The sequence below is a fragment of the Mycobacterium sp. ML4 genome (assembly GCF_054515735.1).
This window is the reverse complement of sequence record NZ_JBTNSY010000015.1, coordinates 146,237-165,925: the sequence shown is the minus strand read 5'-3', so window position 1 is coordinate 165,925 and position 19,689 is coordinate 146,237. Positions and strand designations below refer to the sequence as shown.

Here is a 19,689-nt window from a genome sequence, read left to right as displayed (position 1 = left end):
GCGGTCTCACGGACCCGCCCAACTCGCCATGAACGCCTCCACCACACGCGCCGCGTTCTCCGCCGCAATCTGCTTGTAGAAGAAGAACTGAAACGGAAAGCCGGGCAGGCCCAACGGGTCGCCCGGACCGTCTGAGATCCCACGGATACCCAGGAACGGCACCCCGTGCGCGGTCGCGACGGCCAGCGATGCGGCCGTCTCCTGGTCCACCGCGTCGTAGCCCGGGTTCTCGCCCGTCTGGATGTTGAGGTTGCTGAGCAGTCCCTTGGCGATAAACGGCCCGATCGCCTGAAAAAAGTTGCCGGTGTACAACAACGACCGCCCGGGTGGGCTGCAAGGTTGGCAGCCGAACACGTCGCCGGAGTTGGGGACACACGGGAAAGCCTGGCCGTTGTTGGAGTCGTGACTGTACCCGTTGCCGCCGACGAACAGTTGCGGCTGGCGCCCCAGATCGTTCAGCTTGACGGTAGGGACGTGGCGGCACAGGCAGATCGGGTTGCCCAGATTGTTGACGCTGCTGAGCTGGACGCTCAGCGTCTGTGCCACCGCCAGCATGCCGGAATCGACCGGCTGGAAGGTGGCCCCGTTGTCAAGCGTCCACTGGGCCGGCACCGCTACGTCGCCGATGCTGGTCCGGCCGGCTCCGCCGGCGACACCTGAAAATAGCACTGCGCCAATCGAAGTGCCTGAGGCGCAGCTGAAGCGATTCAACGCAGCCTCGGTGACCGCAGTCGCGTTTACCAAGCCGATACGGGTCATCGCCACCAACACCTTCTTGCCGGCGATCGAACCTCGGTAGTAGTACTGCCTGTCATATACCCCCACGGGGTTGGGCTCTAGCAAAGTGTGGGCCAGCACCGCGTCGGACTCGGCCGGAAACGCGGACAACACCAGCGTCCGTTGCTCACAACCAGGGGTCACCACGCTCGCAAACCCGCCGGGGTCTGCCGTCGCCAGACCGCCTCCCACACAGAAGGCAACCGCCACGACCAGAGCAGCGCGGAACCGTTTGACCACCATCCCCCTATCTCGCGGGCGCGACGAAAGCGATCAACGAATGATTTTCGCGCGACGCGGCCGAGAGTTGGAGATTCGTTACCGTTCTTTTTGAGTACCGATTTCAGGCCGTGACGCGATTGCGACTTCACTCGTCACAGCCGCTCGATCACCAGTTGCGCGAAAGGTTTATCCGCGGAAGCCGTTTCGAGGCTGATCCCATCGACCCTGTCGCCGTTCTGGTGCCCGAAGTAGTACCGCGTCGTCCGCTCCACCTTGAGGACACCGTCGATGATGCTCGGCGAGGAATACAGCGGATCCTGCACGGAAGCCAGGATCTCCACCGCGTTCTTGTCGACGTTGAACACGAATGCGTTGCCGGGCGCCGAGTACCCGGCCGGCTGCGGCGCCGGGCTGAACCCGAACGTTGTCAAGGACCAACCGTCGACGCGGTAGGTGCCCGGTTCGAGAGTGAAGTGACCGGTTGCCTTGTCGTACTTGATGTACCCGTGCGCGTCCAGATTCACGTCGGTGAACATCCGCACGTTCGGCCCGGGTTTCATCGGGATGTTGCTCAATCCCCGTTCGGTGAATGCGCCCCACAATCGCGGCGACGAGGCATTGCCGCAACCGGTCAGCACCAAGAGAAGAGCGACGAATGGCAGTACGCGTTTCACCTGCACCTCCTGATCTACAACAGCGGCCGAAGCTCGATCGCGGACGTCGGTTTCTCCGCCATCCAGTACGCGATGGCCATCGCGGTCTCACTGGTCAGAAAACCGATGCCTTCGTAGACCACCTCGCCGACTGCCACCGGAAGGCGCGGATTCTCCCGGCGGTGCCGCCACGTGAGTCGATACGGCTCTCCTGCGCGCTGGATCTGCAGATCCAGGTCGCCGGTCAATCTCCCTGCGGCGTCGAAGTATTGAACGCGGTAATGGCCGATGAAGGCGTCGGAGCCACCGGACGGCTTACCGCCGGCCCGTCCGGAGCCGATCGATCGGGAACCCGCCGTCAGGTAGCGGGCGGTGATCACGCCGGGTTCGTCGGCCCTGATCCGATACTCGGCAAGCCCGATGACCCGCGTGTTGAACATGCCCAGCATGGTAAGCAGCCGTTGTGCCGGGCGGGAATACTATGCTCACCCGATGGCGAAGCGACGCAGGGCGGCGGTCCTCGGATTCGTACTCGTCCTTGCGGCGTGCAACGCGGCGCCCAAGCAACCGGCCGCGACCAGCACCCCCGCCCCAGCAGATCCGCTCGCGGGCATCACCGTCCCCGACGCGTTCACGCCGTTGACGGTCGCCGCGATCAGCCGGCCGACCTTCCCCTTCCCTGGCGACGACGACAAATATCACCTGGCGTTCGACATGCAGGTCACCAACTCCAGCACAGAGCCCGCCACGCTGACTGTTGTCGACGTGGTCGACGGACAGGACCCCAAGAAGGTGCTGGCCTCGTTCTCCGGCAATCAGCTCGTCGATCCCGCGTGCAACTACGGCAACTGCAATCGGCTGCGGGTGCTTCCCGCCGCGCCTGCGCCGGACTTCACCATCGCCCCGGCGACCTCGCGCTCGTTGCTCATCGACTTCCGCCAAGACAGCCTTTCCGACCTCCCTAAAGCGGTCATGCTCCGTTTCCACGGCAACGGTGTGGCCAACCCGGCGTCGAAAGAGCCGGGTCCCTTCGACACCCTGGGCGCGCCGTTCAACATCTCGGCCGGCACGCCGCGCGTCATCGCGGCGCCGCTGCGCGGCAACAACTGGGTGGCCTTTAACGGCTGCTGCGACCCCGGGTGGGCGCACCGTGATGCGATCCTTCCGCTGAACATGAAGCTCAACAACAGCCAGCGCTTCGCGATCGACTGGATGCGCATGAACGACCAGGGCAACTTCTACGCCGGCGACCAGACCAAGAACGAGAGCTTCATCGACTACGGATCTGCGATCTACGCAGTGGCCGACGGCACCATCGTCTCCACCCTCGACAACGTCGAAGCCAACGTGCCGGGTGTCCTGCCGGCCTCCGACCCCGTCCTGGCCGCCAAGCTGACCGTGGACAACGTCGACGGCAACCACATCATCATGGACATCGGCGACGGCGCATACGCCATGTATGCGCACCTGATTCAAGGCTCGCTGCTGGTCAAACCCGGCGACCGGGTCAAGAAGGGCCAGCAGATAGCCAAGCTGGGCAACACCGGCAACTCCAACGCACCACACCTGCACTTCCAGCTGATGCGGGGGCCGTCGCTGTTCGAGGCCGACGGCCTGCCGTATGTGCTGGAAGGTTTCAGCTACCAGGGCCAGGTCAATGCCGCCCGGGTGTGGAACGCCGACAACTATCTCAGCGGCTCATACTTCGGCCCGGACATGCTCCCGGCCCCTCAACTCAAGAGCAGTCGGTTGCCGCTCCTGCTGGCCGTCGTGACTTTTCCGCAAACCTAACCGAAAGGCCGATGCCGTGGACATCTTCGCCGAGTGGAACAACGGTGGTACCGAATTGAGTTGGCGTTCAACCACCGAAGCCAACGGCGGGCAGCCGGTCTCGGTGTTCTTGCGGAGGTACGGCACACCCGGAAAGCCCGCTCTGGTCTGCGTCCACGGGTTCCCGACGTCCAGCATCGACTACTATCCCTTGGCGCGAGAACTCAAAGACGAGTTCGAGATCTTCGCACTGGACTTCCCCGGCTACGGCGTGTCGGACAAACCGCCGGAGCCCTACGTCTACTCGTTGTACGACGACGCTCGTCTGCTCGTGCACGCGATCACGCAGGTGTGGAGACTGACTGACTACCGGATGATCACTCACGACCGTGGCTGCAGCGTCGGCATGATCGCAATCGGTCTGCTTGCCGAAAAGTCTTCGTTACCTGCCGATCTCATCATCACCAACGGAAACATCTATCTTCCGTTGTCCAACCTCACCGCATTCCAGACCGCGCTGCTCAATGACGAGACCGGGCGGGCCACCGCCGCGGAGACGACACCGGAACTGCTGGCCGTTGGCCTCGGGTTCACCACTTTCATGCCGCGCCGCACCCTCGATAATCCTGAGATCGCAGCTCTGGCACAGTGTTTCGCATTCAATGACGGAATTCGGGTACTGCCGGACACGATTCAGTATCTGCACGAGCGCGCGGCTGATGAAAAGAGTTGGCTGGAAGGGATTTCCAAACTGAAGCTCGACACCACACTGGTCTGGGGCCTGCACGACACCGTCGCCCCGCTGCGGGTGGCAAACCATGTCTGGCAGACGTATCTGCGCCACATGCCGGGGCGCAGCCGATACTGGGTGGTCCCGGGCGCCGACCACTATCTGCAGTGTGACGCACCGGCGGAGCTGGCTCAGATCGTGCGCCTGACGGCCCAGGGCGACGGCCTTGCGTTGCAGCTGCAGACTCTGGGCGATCGGCCCGAGGGCGCAGTTCTGGTGGATCAGTCTTGAAAAGCCATTGGAGCGAGGCGCACCCGCTCCGTTCGATTTCGATGACGCGGTCAGAAAGGCCACGGCGTTGCATCTCGCGCAGGAAGTCAGACAGCGGTGACGCGAAGAAGGTGTAGTGGTCGGTTCGACCAGCCCGGCCACCGTGATGTCCCCGCTGCGGATCAGCGTGGTGGCGTTCCCGATGAAGGTGATGGTGATCTCCATCGGGTTGCCGTACCCGTTTACACGGGTTTGAACAGTCCGTCGATCAGTTCGCCGTCACAATTTTCTGGGCGACAGCGGACAGGCTCTGGTGCAGCGCCTGGACGACCGCGGTCAGCTTGGGAGTGTCACGCTCCCTCAACTCCGATGTATACCTGCGATAGCCTCCCGGCATCGCCGCATCACGATAGGTGTTCAAGGTGGCGACCACATCCTGGAATTGCTGATCGATCTGTCTAACCAGATTGCCGTCGATCTTGTCCAGCCCCGGCCGCAACGTTGCGTATATCTGTTGCGCGCCTTCCACTTCGGCGGCGAAGTCGGCGAAGTCGAGGTTGCTGAAGGCTTCCGCCTCGCCGGTGATCTTGGTGTTCTGGACATCCTCGATCAGGTCGGCGGCGTCGTTGGCCAGATCCTCCGGACGGTATTGCAGGTTGGTCACGGTGGTATTCAGTTTGCCGACGTTACTGACCAATTCGGCACTGAGCGCCTTGGTACCGGGGGTGATCGCGCCAGCCTGCCACAGGTCGCGCTCGACGGCGTGAAATCCTTTCCAGCCGACCTTTGGGTCGACGGGTGTGGCCTCCTGCATGTCGATCAGATAGTCGAGGTTTCCCGCGTTGTCACCGACGGTGAATCCCGGCAGCATGAAGCCGTCCACGCTGGACTCGATACGCTCGTAGAACGGCCGCGCCTTGGCATAGGCAGCTTTTGCCCCTTCGACATCGCCGGCCTGCACGGCGGCGTCGAGTGCGTTCACCGCGTCGGTGAGCTGACTCATCTGGTCGACGACGTAGGTCGCGTGGGTCTTGCAGCCCTGTTCGAACATCGTTGCCAGCGGTCCGGTGGGCGGCGCCGGTGCGCGTCCGGTCACCGTCAGGGTCTGGTATTCGATACCTGCTCCCGGGCAATAGACCTGGTAGGCGCCGCCGTCCAGCGTGACGGTGAACGACACCGGGTCCTCGCCGGGGTCCAGGCTTTCCTTCTCGCCGATGACGCGCTGGTCTTTGAGTAACTCCATGTGCGCGATGCCGAGCGCACCCACATTGGACACCGTGAAGGTGACCGGGCCGGCCGGGACGCTCGTGGTGTCCAGCACGCACCGATTGCTGCCACCGTCGTTGGTCATCGTCACCTTGACGGCGTTGCTGGTCCTGGGAGGCGCCTTGCCCCCATGACTGCAACCGACGGCCGCGACAGCGAGCGCCACCACGGCGGTAGGCAACCGATGGGCGGACACCGGCGAGACATTACCCGAGCGCCTGCCCGCACTCCGGCAATGACATCGGCCCGTGGACCTATCCGGTGATGACCGGCAGTTTCGCCCAGCCGCGCACACTGCTGGTGTGCGCCTTGACGGCGTTGGCGTAGTCGAGTTCCCACTCCGGCCAACGCTTGATGACCTCCTCGAGCGCGACGCGGGCCTGCATGCGAGCCAGTGCCGAGCCCAGGCAGAAGTGCAGGCCGTGCCCGAAACTCAGATGCGCGCCGCCGCGATGGATGTCGAAGCGCTCACCGTCGACGAACCTGCGCTCGTCGCGGTTGGCTGATCCGTTGAGCAACAACATGATCGAGCCCTCAGGGATGACGGTGCCGCGGCACTCGACGTCGTGGGCGACGTGGCGCGCCTGCACCGGCGAAGGCGCCTCGAAACGCAACACCTCTTCGATGGCCAGCGGGATCAGCGAGGGATTCTCCACGATCTCACGGCGCTGGTCGGGATGCTCGGCCAACAGCTGGCCGATGAAGCCGATCAGCCGCGTCGTCGTCTCGTTGCCGGCGCCAGCAATCATGCTGGTGTACATCAGCACCTCGGTGCGATCGAGGCGCCGGGTCACGCCGTCGTCGACGATCTCGGCGTTGAGTAGTTGCGTCATCAAGTCGTCAGAAGGATGTTCGGTCCGCCAGTCGATATAGTCAGAAAACACCTCGTAGCTCTTCTCGAACAGGTCGTGGTCGACCGCCCGGAACGTGCCTTCGGTCAGGTTGATGGCACGACCGCCGCGATCGCGGATGTGCGCCTGGTTTTCCTCCGGGATGCCCAGCAGGTAGCCGATGGTGCGCATCGGGATCATCGACCCGAGGTTCTCGATGAAGTCGAACCGTCCCGATCCGACCAGCGGGTCGAGAGCGCGGATGCAGAAATCCCGGGTCAGCGGTTCGATCGCTTCCATCCGCCGAGGCGTGAAAACCCTGGACAGCAACCTTCGATGCAGATCGTGCAACGGCGGGTCTTCGAAGAGAATCACCCCGGGCGGCACCTGGATGCCGCTCATGATGATGTCCATGGTGGTGCCGCGGCCCGATCGGTAGGTCTGCCAGTTCGTCAGTTCGGGAGCGACGTCTTCGTACCGGCTCAGGGCGTAGAAGTTGTATTTCTCGTTGTAGTACAGGGGGGCTTCGTCGCGCATCCGCTTCCAAATCGGGTACGGATTGTCGTCGATCTCGAAATCAAACGGGTCGTAGTAGATTTCGGCGGTGCTGGCCCCGGTCATCATTCACCCGTTCTTGTTGGACAACAACTCGTTGAGGGTGCTGTCGGCCGGACCCGACGCCTCGGGCAGCACGACCTCACCCACTCGTCTGAGATACGGCCACGCGATTTCCGGCGGCAGGCCGCCACACAACGGCGACAGGGCAAGCATCTTGCCGGCACGCACTCGTGAAATCGCTTCCGGCACTGAATAGATCACGTGTGACGCGGCAGCATCGCGCAGCTCGTCCACGGTATCGACGTGGGTGAATCCCGCGGAGACCTCGTTGCCGGGGTTCCAGGCGGCGTAGGTGCGCGCGTCGTGCAACAGATACTCGCCCAACTCGGCCCAGGCCCGGTCGACGTCGTCGGCGACGAAGCACACCGACGGAGTATTGCGGTCGGGAAAGAAAGTGGGCCCCGGCTCGAACCCGTGTCTGCGGCAGGAATCCTCGTAGGCCTGCCGCATACCGGGTACATTCGCATTGGCCAGCATGCCCAGCCCGTAACGGCCCGCCCGCCGGGCTGCGGCCAGACTGCCACCACCCCACATCAATGCGGGCCCTGCGTCGGTCAGCGGCCGTGGCGTTACGAAGATCTGTCGCCCGTCCTGCACCACCGTTTTCCCGGCCAGCAATCGACGAAGCAACCCCAGTTTCTCGTCGGCGAGCCGGCCGCGGTCGCCGAGGTCCAGTCCGAATATCTCGTATTCCTCCGGCCGGTAGCCCAGCGCCAGAACGTAGGCGGCCCGGCCGGCGCTCAGGATGTCCAGGACCGCCATGTCCTCGGCCAGTCGCACCGGGTCGTAGAACGGCAAAATCAAGATCAGGGTCAGCGCCAGCCGCTGCGTCCTTGCGGCCACCGCCGAGGCCAGGAGCAGCGGGGACGGCAGGTAACCGTCCTCGGACCCGTGGTGCTCGCACATGACCGCTGCCAGGCAGCCGTGGTTCTCGGCCCATGCGCACATCTCCGGCGCAGTGGCGTAGAGAGCCGCCGGATCGGCTCCGAACGCCGGAGCCCGCATGTCGAAGCGCAGCGTGAACACGGCGACTCCCAGCCGACCTAATTTTTGTCCCACGTAGGCTACGCGGGCCCGCGACAGGTGGTCAACCGTCGCGATTGAAACTTACATCTTGTCCGGATACTGTAACGTCGTTGCACGAACCACCAGGGAATAAGGGGCAGAAGATGACGACGGCGTCAGACTTATTGGGTTACGAGGGCAAGCGGGTCCTGGTGGTCGGTGGCGCGACCGGGATGGGCGCCGCGGCGGCGAAAATTGCGAAGTCCCTCGGAGCACATGTGACCGTGATGGACTTCGCGCCGGTGGACTTCGACGTTGATCGCGTGATCTCGCTGGACCTCAGCGACCAGGATTCGATTGACCGGGCGGTCGACGAGCTCGACGGTCCGGTGCACAAGTTGTTCTCCGCCGCCGGTGTAGCCGACGGGCCAAAGCTGATGCGGGTGAACTTCATCGGGCACCGCCACCTGATCGAGCGGCTGTTCGACAAGGACCTGCTCCCCCGGGGTGCTGCCATCTGCTTCATCTCGTCGGTCGCGGGAATGGGCTGGGAGAACGACCTCGAACTCGTTCTGGACTTCCTGTCCGCGCCGGACTACAAGTCCGCTCACGATTGGTGTCAGGAGCGCGAGCCGCAGGGCATCATCCACTACGGGTTCAGCAAGAAGGCGATCAACGGCTACGTCGCGTGGCAGGGTTACCCCTTGCAGAAGAAGGGCGTGCGGATCAACGCGGTGTGCCCGGGGCCCACCGACACTCCCCTGGCCCGCGCCAACGCCGATCTGTGGCTGACCTTCGCGCAGGACTACCGCGACGACACCGGCAGCGCCACGCTGACCCCCGATGACATCGGCAAGGCGATGATCATGCTCAACAGCGACGCGGCCGCGTCGGTCAACGGGATCACATTGAACGTCGACCAGGGACACGCGATGGCGTCGATCACCGGATCCTTCGCCCCGGGCAAGGCGATCATGGATCTGATCACCGGCCGCGTCCAGCTGGCCTAGCTTTCTTGGCGCCAGCAGACGCAAAGTCGCACTGGAACATATGTTCCAGCGCGATTTTGCGTCTGCTCGCGGGCCGGGGCGGGGCGGGGCCGCGGGCTGGCGGGGCGGGCGGGGCGGCGGCCGAGATCAGCCGGCCAACCTCCGGCGGTTGAGGTGGCTGCGAATCCGCTCGGCGAGGCGTGCCGGATATACCCTGACGTCATCGACCACTACGGGGATGATCGTCCAACCGACTTCCTGGATCTGGCCCCACTTCGCTTTGTCGCGGAGCATTGCCGTGCGTCCGGAATGCCAGTCGATGCTGTCGTACTCGGCGGCCAGTCGCAGTTCGGGCCAGGCGAAGTCGACCCTGAACAAGCCACCGTCGACTCCAAGAATCTCGTATTGAAGTTCGGGCAGCGGTAGCCCGAAGTCGATCATGACCAGGCGGGCTTCGGTTTCCATCGCCGACTCGGCACGTCCGTCAGCAAACGGCAGCAGGCCGCGGACCGAGACGATGCCGCGACGGCCCTTTTGTTCGGCAAGCGCGCACTCCAGATCGTTGCGGCTGCACTGCATCGAACGCAGGGCAGCGTCCAGCGTTGCCAATGCGCGCGGCCGGCGGAGCTGTCGGGCAACCTCGATCGCCGTCCACGCCGGCGCCGTGGCGAGACGATCGGAGATCCGCTGCAACCTCGCTCCAACACGCTGATGAACCATCAGGCCAACAGTCGGGCGCATGCGCACGCCGGGATCCAGCACGTGAATGACGGCGGTGTTCTCGGTGTCGAACCCGTACAAGCGAGCAGCGGTGCCCATACACGCGACCACATGCCGACCCGCGAACAAGTCCAGTGCGGTCAAGCGCTCCAACAAATTCAAGTCCCGTGCTGCATAGACCCCCTGCCACACCCGTTGGATGCGGCCTGCTTTCACCTGAACGTCGAGTTGCTGGCGAGTCATTTTCGTCAGCAACTGAGCTGTTGTGGCGAGTCCGCCGCCTTGCTCCATGAGCGCTATTGCTTCGGCCAGCATAGTGCGAGCATGTTCGCGGCATCTCGGGTCGACCAGTCACCCCTGTGGACACCGCTGCCGAGCAGTCGCAAAATCGCATGGTGGACGAGGAAATAGTGCGAGTTTGCGACTGCTCGCGCGAGAACTCGCGCGTGAAAGCGCGAGCGAACGCGCGAGCGAACGCGCGCGAGAACGCGCGCGTGAACGCCAACCCGCTCGAGGACTTGACGCTCGAGCAGTTGCGCCACCGCACCAGCATGAAATGGCGCGCATACCCGGCCGACGTGCTGCCGTTGTGGGTCGCCGAGATGGACGTCCACCTCGCCCCTGAAGTGGCCCGGGCCATCCACCACGCCGTCGACACCGGCGACACCGGATACCCGCACGGCAAGGGCTACGCTCACGCGATCAGCGAATTCGCCGGCCGGCGTTGGCTGTGGGACGGCCTGTCGGTGGCTCGCACCCGGGTGGTGCCGGATGTCATGCTGGGCGTTGTCGAGATGCTGCGCCTGGTCACCGATCGCGGCGACACCGTCATCGTGAATTCGCCTGTGTACGCCCCATTTTACGCCTTCGTCTCGCACGACGGCCGTACCGTCGCCGAAGCACCGCTGGGCAACGGCGGACGAATTGACCTGGACGCGTTGGAAGATGCGTTCACAACCGCCCGCAGGGCGGCCGGACCCAGCGGCAAGATCGCTTATCTACTGTGCAATCCGCACAACCCGACGGGCGCGGTGCACACCGCCGAAGAACTTCGAGCCACAGCCGAACTGGCCAGACAGTACGACATCAGAGTGGTCTCCGACGAGATTCACGCGCCGCTCGTTTTGCCCGGCGCCCGCTTCACCCCTTACCTCAGCGTCCCCGGAGCTGAGAACTCGCTCGCCTTGACGTCGGCATCCAAGGCGTGGAATCTTGCCGGACTCAAGGCAGCGCTGGCCATCGCCGGACCGGAATCGGCGGCCGACTTGCGGCGCATGCCCGAGGAAGTCGGCCATGGCGCCAGTCATCTCGGCCTCATCGCCCACACTGCCGCCTTCAGCAGTGGCGGCGGCTGGCTCGACGCACTGTTGCACGGCCTGCACCAAAACCGGACTCTGCTAACAGATCTAGTCGCTGAGCACCTGCCCGGGGTACGGCTGTTGCGTCCCGAGGGCACCTATCTGGCATGGCTGGACTGCCGCGAACTCGGGTTTCATGAGGAGCACACCGAGGGCATCAAGGCGGTATCGGACCTGTCCGGCCCGGCGCGCTGGTTCGTCAACCATGCCCGGGTAGCTCTCAGCTCGGGCCACGTCTTCGGCACCGGGGGCACCGGACATGTACGCCTGAACTTCGCTACTTCGCAAGCGATTCTGACCGAGGCGATTACGCGCATGGGCCGAGCGGTCCGCGAACTCACCTGACGCGTGGCCGCCCGATGAACCGGCAGGATCCGCAATCCGTATACGAGAGCGTGCCTCCCACCTACCGCGACTCCGCGCTGGAATTCGCCGGCATACAGTTAAGCCGTTACGAATTGGTCCTGGTGCTGGCCTAGATCGGATTCGGCAAGTACGTGAAGATGGAAGCCCGCGTGCTGATCGAGCACAGCCCTTTGATGAGCTGGATCTACGACTACGCCAGTGTGACGACCGTCGCGCGAACGCTGGGATCGCTGGGAATCATTGCCGCACTGCTCATTGCGGTCCGTCCATGCTGGCCGAAGGCCTCGGCGGTGGGTAGTGCTCTGGCCATTGGGTTGTTCCTGGGCACGTTGAGCTTCTTGTTCACCACGCCCGGGCTGGTCACCGCACACGCCGCCGGCGTTCCCGTCCTGACAGCCCAGCCGGGTCAGTTTCTGCTCAAAGATATTGTGCTGCTCGGTGTGGCCGTCTTTACGCTGGGCGATGCCCTGCGTGCCGGACACCCGGGCGTCCGAGCGAGGACGGATGCCTGAGGCACTCAACCCTTTCGCTTGTTCAGGCCGTCGATAACCCAATTGGCCCAGTCGATTTCGTGTTCAGTCCAGCGTAGCCCCTGCTCGAGGGCGGCTCGGGCGAAGAAGGCGTCGTCGTCGACCGTCCAGTCGTGCGACGCGAGGATCTGAGCGTAGTGAGCGTGCTCTTGCTCGGACATCGACAGCAACGACTGCAAGTATTCGCGTGCCTGATCCCGGGTCAGCTGCCCGAGCAGGAAAACGCGCAACAACGTGGCATTGCGGATCGGCGGATCCTCGTGCGGAGACCGCATCCACCGGTGCAACTCCGCACGACCCGCGTCGGTAATCGCGTACTCCTTGCGGCCGCGCGGGCCCATGTCGGACACCTTGATCAACCCCGCGTCGGCGAGTTTGTTGAGCTCGCCATACAGCTGACTCTGGGTGGCCGGCCACACGTTGTCCATCGATTCCTTGAACCGTTTCAGCAGGTCATAACCGCTTCCGGGTTCCTGGGAGAGTAGGCCTAACGCAGCATGTCGCAAACTCACCGGCCCATCATAACCTTCCATAGTTGACATGTCAGTCCATTATGCTTCACTATTGACATGTCTATATTGGAGTGTCAGGACGATCGGGAGTTCACATGACCCACCCAGTACCCACCGAGGGCAACAGGCAGCCATCGACAGACCCGACGAACACGCCACGTCGCAGCGTCACGAAGGCGCTGGACGGGTTCCTCAAGTCACCGTTCTCCGGGATCGCGCCGTGGGCGCTGCTATCCGTCCTCGCAACACAAGGCCGCTTCGAGATCGCTGTCGGTTCGGCGCTGGCGTTCTCGGTCGCGGTCATGGTGATCGGGTTGGCCCGCGGCATCAAGATTCACGCGCTGGAGGTCTTCGGTGCGATGTTCTTCGCCGCACTCGCCGTGGTCGGCCTGTTCGCCAACGGCAACCTGGTCCGCTTTCTCGAGGCCTGGTCCGGCGAGCTGACTAATCTCGCCCTGGCGGTATTCGCGTGGCTGACCCTGTCGATCCGCAGGCCGTTCACCATGGCCTACGCCAAAGACACTACACCGCAGGAACATTGGAACAGCCCGCTGTTCAAGCGTATCAACGACGTGATCACCGGCGTGTGGGCGGGCGCGTTCACCTTCGCGGCGGTCAGCGGTTTGGTGGGCAATCTGATCCTGCACGACCCGGAGAACTTCTGGACCGGCTGGATCCTGCAGCTGGCGGCCATCTTCTTCGCCGTCGCATTCACCGAGTACTACCCGGACTACGCCACCGCCATGTTCGACCTGGACAACGGTGATGAGGCGCAGGTGCCGTCGGCCCTGCAGGTCGTTGACTGGCTGCCCACCTTCGTCACCGTCACCGGGGTGGTGGGGCTGATTACCGGATCCGTCGATTTCGTTGTGGCCCTTGCGCTAATCGCCGGCGGCAGTATCGTGTCCCGGATGCTGGCGAAGCTCACAAACGCTCCCGACCCCACGTCTTGATTCGCTCGACGCCCGCACGGATCTGGTCCGCAGGCTCGGTGAACGACAGTCGCACCGCGTCACGGTGACCGAAGGCGGAGCCCGGCACCACGGCCACGTGCTGGTCGGCCAGCAGTGCGGCCGCTATAGCGTCGCCGTCCCAATCGCCCACGTAGGCACTCGCCAGTTCACACCAGACGAACAATCCGCCATCGGGCTTGCGCCAGCGCAGCCACGGCACGGACTCCAGCCCCGAACACAGGACGTCGCGCTGACGCTCGAGTTGCGCACAGCGGTCCGACAATTCGGCCCGAGGAGTCGACAACGCGCGAGCCACCAACGCCTGCGCGGGCGTGTTCACATTGCCGGCCATGTTCGAGGCGATGCCGGCACAGCGGCGGATCACGTCGGGGTGGGCAGTGATCCAACCGACCCGGTGACCCATCAAGGCGAATGTCTTTGACGCGCTGGAGATGTGCAGTACCTGCTCGGTCTGCTCGACCGGCAACTGCAGCACCGACGGCGCGGCGCCACCGGCGCGGAAATACTGAAACTGGTAGATCTCGTCGGCGATGATCCACCGGCCCGTGTCCCTGGCCCAGGCCGTCAGCGTCCGGATGTCGTCCAGTGTGAGAACCGAACCGGTCGGGTTGGCGGGACTGGAGTACATGACTACCTTGGTGCGATCGCTCACCCGGTCGATCCACGCGTTGACGTCGGGCGCGCCCGATTCATACGGAAGAAGTTCGACGGTCACGCCTGCGAGTTTGGCCATGTCCGGGTAGCTCGGCCAATAGGGATCGGAAATCGCGATCTGGTCACCGGCATCGCACAACGCCAGCAACGCGATCATGATCGCCTGCTTGGCACCATTGGTCACCAGATGATGCTCCGGTGTCGTCGAAGCTGCGAATGCCGTTCGGTACCAACCGCATAACGCTGCGAGCAGGGCACGCTCACCGCGGCTGCCACCGTAGCCCGAAGACGTCGCCACGTCGAAGTCGGCGAGCGCCCCGAACGTCACCTGCGGAGGCGGCACAGTGGGCGCTCCGGCGCCGAAGGAAATGATGTCGGCCCCCGACCTCCGCAGTTGGGCGACGGTCTCATTGAGCGCCAGCGTTGGCGACGGGTCGCCGGCCGATCGCGCTGACAACGACCTCATGATGGCCACCTCCTAACTGCGAAGACAGACAACGGGTTCCGATCAGCGTAACGGCCGCCGCAGCAAGGATGACGACTACCCACGGGAACAACGGGGGCAGATCGCCCAGCACTGTCAAAGCGTAGCCGGCGCCGCAGGCGGCGATTCCCATCGCCTGACCGACCTGCCTCGCGGTAGAGGCAAAGGCACCGCTGATACCCGCGTACTCCATGGGTAGTTCCAACATGGTCAGCGCCGTGGTCGGTGGATTGGCCATCCCCATACCCGCGCCAAGGAAGGCCGCGACGACACTTACCGACGCCACGCCGGCATTGAGGCCGACAAGCACCGGGATGGCCACACTCGATGCCAGCATCAGCAGTCCGGCCGCGACGACGGCGTGAAATGGTCCGAACCGACCCATGATCGTCGGCGAAGTGCGGGCGCCTACCGTGTATCCCAGCGCAAGAGGAACGAGGAGGGCGCCGGCGACAATCACCGAAAGATGTTGGCTCGCTTGAAAGTAACCGGTCGCCAGCAAGAAGATTGCTCCGCCCACACAGGTGTAGTTGCCGACCGCAACCCACATTGCCGCCCGGAAGGTGCCGGACTGACAAGCCTGTTGCGGAATAGGGAACGCGCCGACCCGCCGCCACCGGGTCATCAGCCACGCCACCACCAGCGTCACTACGACCAGCAGACTCGTCGCAACGATCAGACCGCGTTGGCCCACGGCGATGAACAATCCGATCAGGCCGAACATCACCATGCCCAGCGCAACGATGCCGCTCCAGTCGTGTCGCGGGGAATTGCGCACCGGCGTCGACGGTAGGAACGCGACCGAAAGCAACGCGAACATCCCCGCCAACACAGCAGTGGCAACCGGCAGCATGCGCCAGCCCCAGGTTCCGGAGATCACACCACCGGCCAGCGGTCCGGTGGCCATGCCCAGGCCCACCACCGCCCCCCAGGCACCGGTAAAGCCGTGCAGTTCCCTGGGCGAACGGGCTATCACCCGGACCATCGCCAATCCGATCGGCACCAGAATCGACGCGCCGGCACCCGAAACCACCCGGCCGGCAATGAGCGCAACGGCGTTGGGCGCCAACGCCGTGAGGATCGAACCGGCGATGTAGACGAGCAGTCCGGTCACCAGCAGGCTGCGTTTGTTGAACCGGTCGCCGAAGGCTCCGGCAACGATCTCGAGGGCGGCCAGCGTCAGGATGTAACCGTCGAGAATCCACTGTCCCTGGGCGAACGTGGCGGGCAGCGTGTCGCGAATCTGGGTCAGCGCCACTTGATACGCGGTGTTGTCGATGTTGACGATGAACGTCGACAGAGTGCAGACGGCTACCGCCACACCCCGGTGACGGGGCGTGATCATCGGGCGGCGACTGTGGCGGGCTCGACCTCGATCACCCGTGTCAACGCATCGAAGCCCATCCGCTGCCGCACTGCGCGGGGGTCGGTGAGCAGCTCCGATCCGCACCCCTCAACCATGCTCTTGACCTGGTGGGCCAAACCCAAGTTGTCGGTCAGCGTCACCTCGCCGTCAGGTGTGACGATGTAGGGGGTGTCTTCCATACCCGAGCGGATCACATCGACGCCGCTGTCCGGCTGGGCAGCATAGCAAGCCAGCCGTTCCATGGGTCCGGCACGTTGTCCCTTGCGCGCACCGAATTCGAGTTCCTTGACATGGTTCTGCGCATGCTGGGGCAGCACCGCCGCACCGGCGGAGATGGTCACACTGCGGACCCGCCGGCCGGACAAGTCGTATTCGAGCGACTTGGCCAGCGACACCGCGTGCCGGAACTCCTGATAACTACGCGGGAACGGGAAACGCGGCGAGAACCCGAACAGCAGCGTGATGTTGAGCTGGCCTTCCGATCCGAGACCGATCAGGGGATGTTCGGTGGCGAACCGCGTCATCGCGTAGCTGCGATCCAATTGAACCCACTCCACTTCGTGCAGCAGGTGCAGCCGCCGGCGCGCGTCCACGGCCTTGCAGTACACCTCGAACTGGGTATGCGGGGATGTGCTGCCGTAGCTGCTGCCGCCGCTGGTGGAGTGCACGTCCAGGGCGGTCTCGCCGTCGCGCTTCGATGCGACGTAGTGGCGCACCACCCGGGCGAACTCAGGGCTGGAGGCCGCCTCGATACCGATGTCTTGGCCCTGGCGCTCCATGTCGAGAATGACCTGCAGCTCCACCGCGGCCTGACTGGTGACGAAGTGTGCGCCGCCGAGGTGCAACGGTAGCGCCGCCTGACTGATGCGCTCCCATTCGCCATGACGCCGGATGGCTTCCTTGACTTCGACTCCATTGCGGCTGGCTCCGAAGCTGATCAACATTCCGGGTAGCCGGTCCTGAATCTCGTGGCTCACCGACGAGTAGAGCGAGTTGCAGGTGCTCTGCTCCTGGGTCAGCGGGTTACGCGCGTGGTAGTGGTAGTACCTGACTCCGATGTCGAAGAGGGCAGCGGCCTCGGCAACGAGTTGGGCGACGTCGGATTTGATGGTTTGGCCTCGCGACACGAGGTCAATGAAGGGATTGCCCGTCGTGGCGTGATTACGCGGAGTGAATTTGGCACCCGTTACCGCTGACCCGAGGATCAGTTCGCCCCGCATCGAGTCTCCCCTGGCTTATGAAAAGTTAAGAACTTGCCAGGGATTACATTGCCCTGAGTGCCTCCGGGTGTCTGTCACCTGAGCGGATACCGAACGGGATGAATCCACTGTCCCCCTGTTGGCGGAACAGCGTTCCCCCGACCGACGGGCGGCAACCTTATTGCCGGGTGACGGCCAAAACCTGGTCGGCCAGTTCGGGACGGCAAACCACAAGATCGGGCAGCTCGGGGTCGGCCTGGTTGTAGGCCAGCGCCGACCCGTCGATGCGCGAGGTGTACAGACCGGCGGACCGCGCGACCGCCACCGGCGCCGCCGAGTCCCATTCGTACTGACCGCCGGCGTGCACGTAGACGTCGGACACCCCCTGCACGATCGAGGCCACTTTGGCCCCGGCGGAGCCCATTTCGACCAGGACGCCGTCCAGGGCGTCGCGGACGGCCAACGCGATCGCCGGCGGGCGGGTGCGCGACACCACGATGCGAGGCTTGCCGGAAGCTTCCGGCGGCGGCAAAACCTCCGGTGTCGCCAGCGTTATCCCCTGCGCCGGCAGCGCCACCGCGCCGGCGACGAGTTCACCGGACTGCCAGAGCGCGACGTGCACCGCCCAGTCTTCGCGGTCGAGTTCGGAGAATTCCCGGGTACCGTCCAGGGGGTCGACGATCCACACCCGCTCGCTGCGCAACCGCACGGGGTCGTCGGCACCCTCCTCGGACAACACCGCGTCATGCCGCCGGGCTTGACTCAGGGCCGCCATCAGAAAGTCATGAGATCGCTTGTCTCCCGCTGCTTTCCGCTCACCGGCAGCGGCGTGGGCGAATTCCGAACGTACCCCGAGCAGTAACCGGCCGGCTTCGGAGGCCAACTGGGCGGCCAGTGCATGGTCATTCATGGCAAGCGGATTCCTCAACGATTCCCGGTAAATGTTGGCTATGTAAACCGACTTTACCCGGCTACGCACGGACGATATGACCACGGTGGACACCCGCGGTTGGTGCTTGCCGAACGTGAGCCCAGGGCGAAAAATCGGCGGACATTCAACCGAGGTTTCACGTTCGGTGCGGCGAGCGTACCGGCGCCGCGGGCGATCAGAGCCCGAACTGGTCCTCGATCACACCGAGCCAGATCTGCGCTGAGTCGATGGCCACCTTCTCACTGATGAACGCGTGCTGGGTGCCCGTGTAGATGTCGCGGAACGCCCGTTCCAGACGAGTGCCTTCGCGGATCGAACTGGTTCCCGCCACCAGGTGCGCCCATTCCGCACATTCGCGCGCGATGTCGGTGGCAAAGACTGCTGCCGCACGCATGTCCGCCCGCAACATCGGGGTCAACTCATCCCCCGCGGCAACTGCGGCCTCAGCGGTGCTGAATGCGTCCACGACCAACAGCCGCGCAGCCCGCCACGCCGACACGTGATGGGCCAGTCCCTTCTGGAAGGTCGGGCGGCTGGCCAGCGACGCCATGTCGCTCATGCGGAATTTCGTCGCGGCCAGTTCGGCCACGTCATCGAGCATGCTCTTGGCGACCCCCAGAGCCCACGACGCGTGACCGGCGGCGGTCACCGGCATGAGCCCCATGTGCGCTGCCGGGGACGTCCCCCGGTAGGGCCGGCGATCGAACAACCCGAAGGTCCTGCTGCCCGGTACGAACACGTCCTGGGCGCTGTAGTCGTATGAGCCGGTGCCCTTGAGGCCTTGCACATACCAGCCGTCGTTGAATTGGATCTCGTCCCGGGGCACCAGCGCCACCTGCATGTCGGGAATGCCTTCACTGATCCAGCGCATCTCGCCGTTGTCCATCGGGAAGAAACCCGCGGCAACGTACTGCGAATGACCGGTGCCCGAGCCGAAGCTCCACGATCCGCTCAACCGGTAGCCGCCGTCGACCACCGCGCCCTGGCCGTTGGGAAAGAACTGTCCGCCCATCGTGACGTGGTTGTCGTGAGCGGTGAACACCTCGGCGAAACCCTCGTCGTTCAGGTAGGTGGCGGCGGCGAACCGTGACGGCAGGTTGGCGATCCCGATCCATCCGAAAGAGCCGTCCTGCCATGCCATTTCGATCCAGGTATCGATCATCTCGGCCAGTGTGGGCTCGACGCCGCCGGCTTGGGCCGGGCTCAGCGCGGTCATCAACCCACTGCCCCACATTTCGTCGACGACGGCGTCGGTCAGGGTTCTTATCCGCTCGCATTCGGCCGCCTCGGCACGCACCAGGTCCCGCATCCCCCGGGCCAGCGAAACTGTCCGGCCGCTCACTTCGGTTGTCGACGTCATTGGCGTTCCTATCGCGTTTGCTGACCATGACACTGCCCCGAACAACGACACGTTGACGGTACGCCACAAGTTTCGGACCCGACATCTTTGGCTATGTCCCAGGGG

At 64.3% G+C, this 19,689-nt stretch carries 19 protein-coding genes; 6 read left to right on the top strand and 13 right to left on the bottom strand.

Going from position 1 to position 19,689, the window contains the following annotated elements; translation table 11 throughout:
• Positions 1–6 precede the first annotated feature (6 nt).
• The 3 genes from ACX9NE_RS18430 to ACX9NE_RS18420 all read right to left on the bottom strand — a co-directional run bounded on the left by ACX9NE_RS18430 (position 7) and on the right by ACX9NE_RS18420 (position 2,092).
• Positions 7–1,020: a 5'-methylthioadenosine/S-adenosylhomocysteine nucleosidase family protein gene (locus ACX9NE_RS18430; protein ID WP_459363961.1), complete on the bottom strand. Its 1,014-nt coding sequence runs from the start codon at positions 1,018–1,020 to the stop codon at positions 7–9.
• A gap of 131 nt (positions 1,021–1,151) precedes the next feature.
• Entirely contained in the window at positions 1,152–1,673 is a 522-nt protein-coding gene (locus ACX9NE_RS18425; RefSeq protein WP_459363960.1) for a hypothetical protein, read from the bottom strand.
• A 14-nt stretch (positions 1,674–1,687) separates the two neighbouring features.
• Positions 1,688–2,092, bottom strand: a complete 405-nt coding sequence (locus ACX9NE_RS18420) for a hypothetical protein (RefSeq protein WP_459363959.1) — start codon at positions 2,090–2,092, stop codon at positions 1,688–1,690.
• Between the two features lie 52 nt (positions 2,093–2,144).
• Between ACX9NE_RS18420 and ACX9NE_RS18415 the strand changes: the two genes are divergently transcribed.
• The gene (locus ACX9NE_RS18415; RefSeq protein WP_459363958.1) at positions 2,145–3,443 is read left to right on the top strand and encodes a M23 family metallopeptidase; all 1,299 of its coding nucleotides are present in this window, start codon (positions 2,145–2,147) and stop codon (positions 3,441–3,443) included.
• Between the two features lie 16 nt (positions 3,444–3,459).
• Positions 3,460–4,443, top strand: coding sequence for an alpha/beta fold hydrolase (locus ACX9NE_RS18410; RefSeq protein WP_459363957.1), 984 nt, complete (start codon positions 3,460–3,462; stop codon positions 4,441–4,443).
• 247 nt (positions 4,444–4,690) lie between these two features.
• Here the strand turns inward: ACX9NE_RS18410 and efeO are convergent, their stop codons facing one another.
• Genes efeO through ACX9NE_RS18395 form a run of 3 tightly spaced genes read right to left on the bottom strand, consistent with a single transcriptional unit; the run spans position 4,691 to position 8,162 of the window.
• Entirely contained in the window at positions 4,691–5,884 is a 1,194-nt protein-coding gene (gene efeO, locus ACX9NE_RS18405; RefSeq protein WP_459363956.1) for an iron uptake system protein EfeO, read from the bottom strand.
• Between the two features lie 58 nt (positions 5,885–5,942).
• Complete coding sequence (locus ACX9NE_RS18400; protein WP_459363955.1) at positions 5,943–7,139, bottom strand: cytochrome P450; 1,197 nt, start codon at positions 7,137–7,139, stop codon at positions 5,943–5,945.
• Between the two features lie 3 nt (positions 7,140–7,142).
• A complete protein-coding gene (locus ACX9NE_RS18395; protein WP_459363954.1) occupies positions 7,143–8,162 on the bottom strand; it encodes an LLM class flavin-dependent oxidoreductase in 1,020 nt (339 codons plus the stop codon).
• Positions 8,163–8,305: 143 nt separating this feature from the next.
• Between ACX9NE_RS18395 and ACX9NE_RS18390 the strand changes: the two genes are divergently transcribed.
• The gene (locus ACX9NE_RS18390) at positions 8,306–9,151 is read left to right on the top strand and encodes an SDR family oxidoreductase (protein ID WP_459363953.1); all 846 of its coding nucleotides are present in this window, start codon (positions 8,306–8,308) and stop codon (positions 9,149–9,151) included.
• 126 nt (positions 9,152–9,277) lie between these two features.
• Here the strand turns inward: ACX9NE_RS18390 and ACX9NE_RS18385 are convergent, their stop codons facing one another.
• Positions 9,278–10,165, bottom strand: coding sequence for a hypothetical protein (locus ACX9NE_RS18385; RefSeq protein ID WP_459363952.1), 888 nt, complete (start codon positions 10,163–10,165; stop codon positions 9,278–9,280).
• Between the two features lie 179 nt (positions 10,166–10,344).
• Here ACX9NE_RS18385 and ACX9NE_RS18380 point away from each other — a divergent pair, with 179 nt between their 5' ends.
• Both ACX9NE_RS18380 and ACX9NE_RS18375 read left to right on the top strand, forming a co-directional pair.
• Positions 10,345–11,553, top strand: coding sequence for a MalY/PatB family protein (locus ACX9NE_RS18380; RefSeq protein ID WP_459363951.1), 1,209 nt, complete (start codon positions 10,345–10,347; stop codon positions 11,551–11,553).
• Positions 11,554–11,687: 134 nt separating this feature from the next.
• On the top strand, positions 11,688–12,086 hold the full coding sequence (locus tag ACX9NE_RS18375; RefSeq protein ID WP_459363975.1) for a DUF417 family protein: 399 nt from the start codon (positions 11,688–11,690) through the stop codon (positions 12,084–12,086).
• Between the two features lie 5 nt (positions 12,087–12,091).
• Here ACX9NE_RS18375 and ACX9NE_RS18370 read toward each other — a convergent pair whose 3' ends face one another.
• Positions 12,092–12,616 (bottom strand): PadR family transcriptional regulator, encoded by a 525-nt coding sequence (locus ACX9NE_RS18370; RefSeq protein WP_459363950.1) that lies wholly within the window; start codon positions 12,614–12,616, stop codon positions 12,092–12,094.
• Positions 12,617–12,711: 95 nt separating this feature from the next.
• On the opposite strand from ACX9NE_RS18370, the gene ACX9NE_RS18365 reads away from it, so the two are divergent.
• Positions 12,712–13,569 (top strand): DUF3159 domain-containing protein, encoded by an 858-nt coding sequence (locus ACX9NE_RS18365; RefSeq protein ID WP_459363949.1) that lies wholly within the window; start codon positions 12,712–12,714, stop codon positions 13,567–13,569.
• Here ACX9NE_RS18365 and ACX9NE_RS18360 read toward each other — a convergent pair.
• The 5 genes from ACX9NE_RS18360 to ACX9NE_RS18340 all read right to left on the bottom strand — a co-directional run bounded on the left by ACX9NE_RS18360 (position 13,541) and on the right by ACX9NE_RS18340 (position 19,584).
• Positions 13,541–14,710, bottom strand: coding sequence for a pyridoxal phosphate-dependent aminotransferase (locus ACX9NE_RS18360; RefSeq protein WP_459363948.1), 1,170 nt, complete (start codon positions 14,708–14,710; stop codon positions 13,541–13,543). The two genes, ACX9NE_RS18365 and ACX9NE_RS18360, sit on opposite strands and share 29 nt — an antisense overlap.
• On the bottom strand, positions 14,652–16,073 hold the full coding sequence (locus tag ACX9NE_RS18355; RefSeq protein ID WP_459363947.1) for an MFS transporter: 1,422 nt from the start codon (positions 16,071–16,073) through the stop codon (positions 14,652–14,654). Before ACX9NE_RS18355 ends, ACX9NE_RS18360 begins: the two co-directional genes overlap by 59 nt.
• Positions 16,070–17,314: a hypothetical protein gene (locus ACX9NE_RS18350; RefSeq protein WP_459363946.1), complete on the bottom strand. Its 1,245-nt coding sequence runs from the start codon at positions 17,312–17,314 to the stop codon at positions 16,070–16,072. The genes ACX9NE_RS18355 and ACX9NE_RS18350 overlap by 4 nt, the downstream gene beginning before the upstream one ends.
• Positions 17,315–17,471: 157 nt before the next feature.
• The gene (locus tag ACX9NE_RS18345) at positions 17,472–18,203 is read right to left on the bottom strand and encodes a 3'(2'),5'-bisphosphate nucleotidase CysQ (protein ID WP_459363945.1); all 732 of its coding nucleotides are present in this window, start codon (positions 18,201–18,203) and stop codon (positions 17,472–17,474) included.
• 196 nt (positions 18,204–18,399) lie between these two features.
• Positions 18,400–19,584, bottom strand: coding sequence for an acyl-CoA dehydrogenase family protein (locus ACX9NE_RS18340; RefSeq protein WP_459363944.1), 1,185 nt, complete (start codon positions 19,582–19,584; stop codon positions 18,400–18,402).
• Between the last annotated feature and the right edge of the window lie 105 nt (positions 19,585–19,689).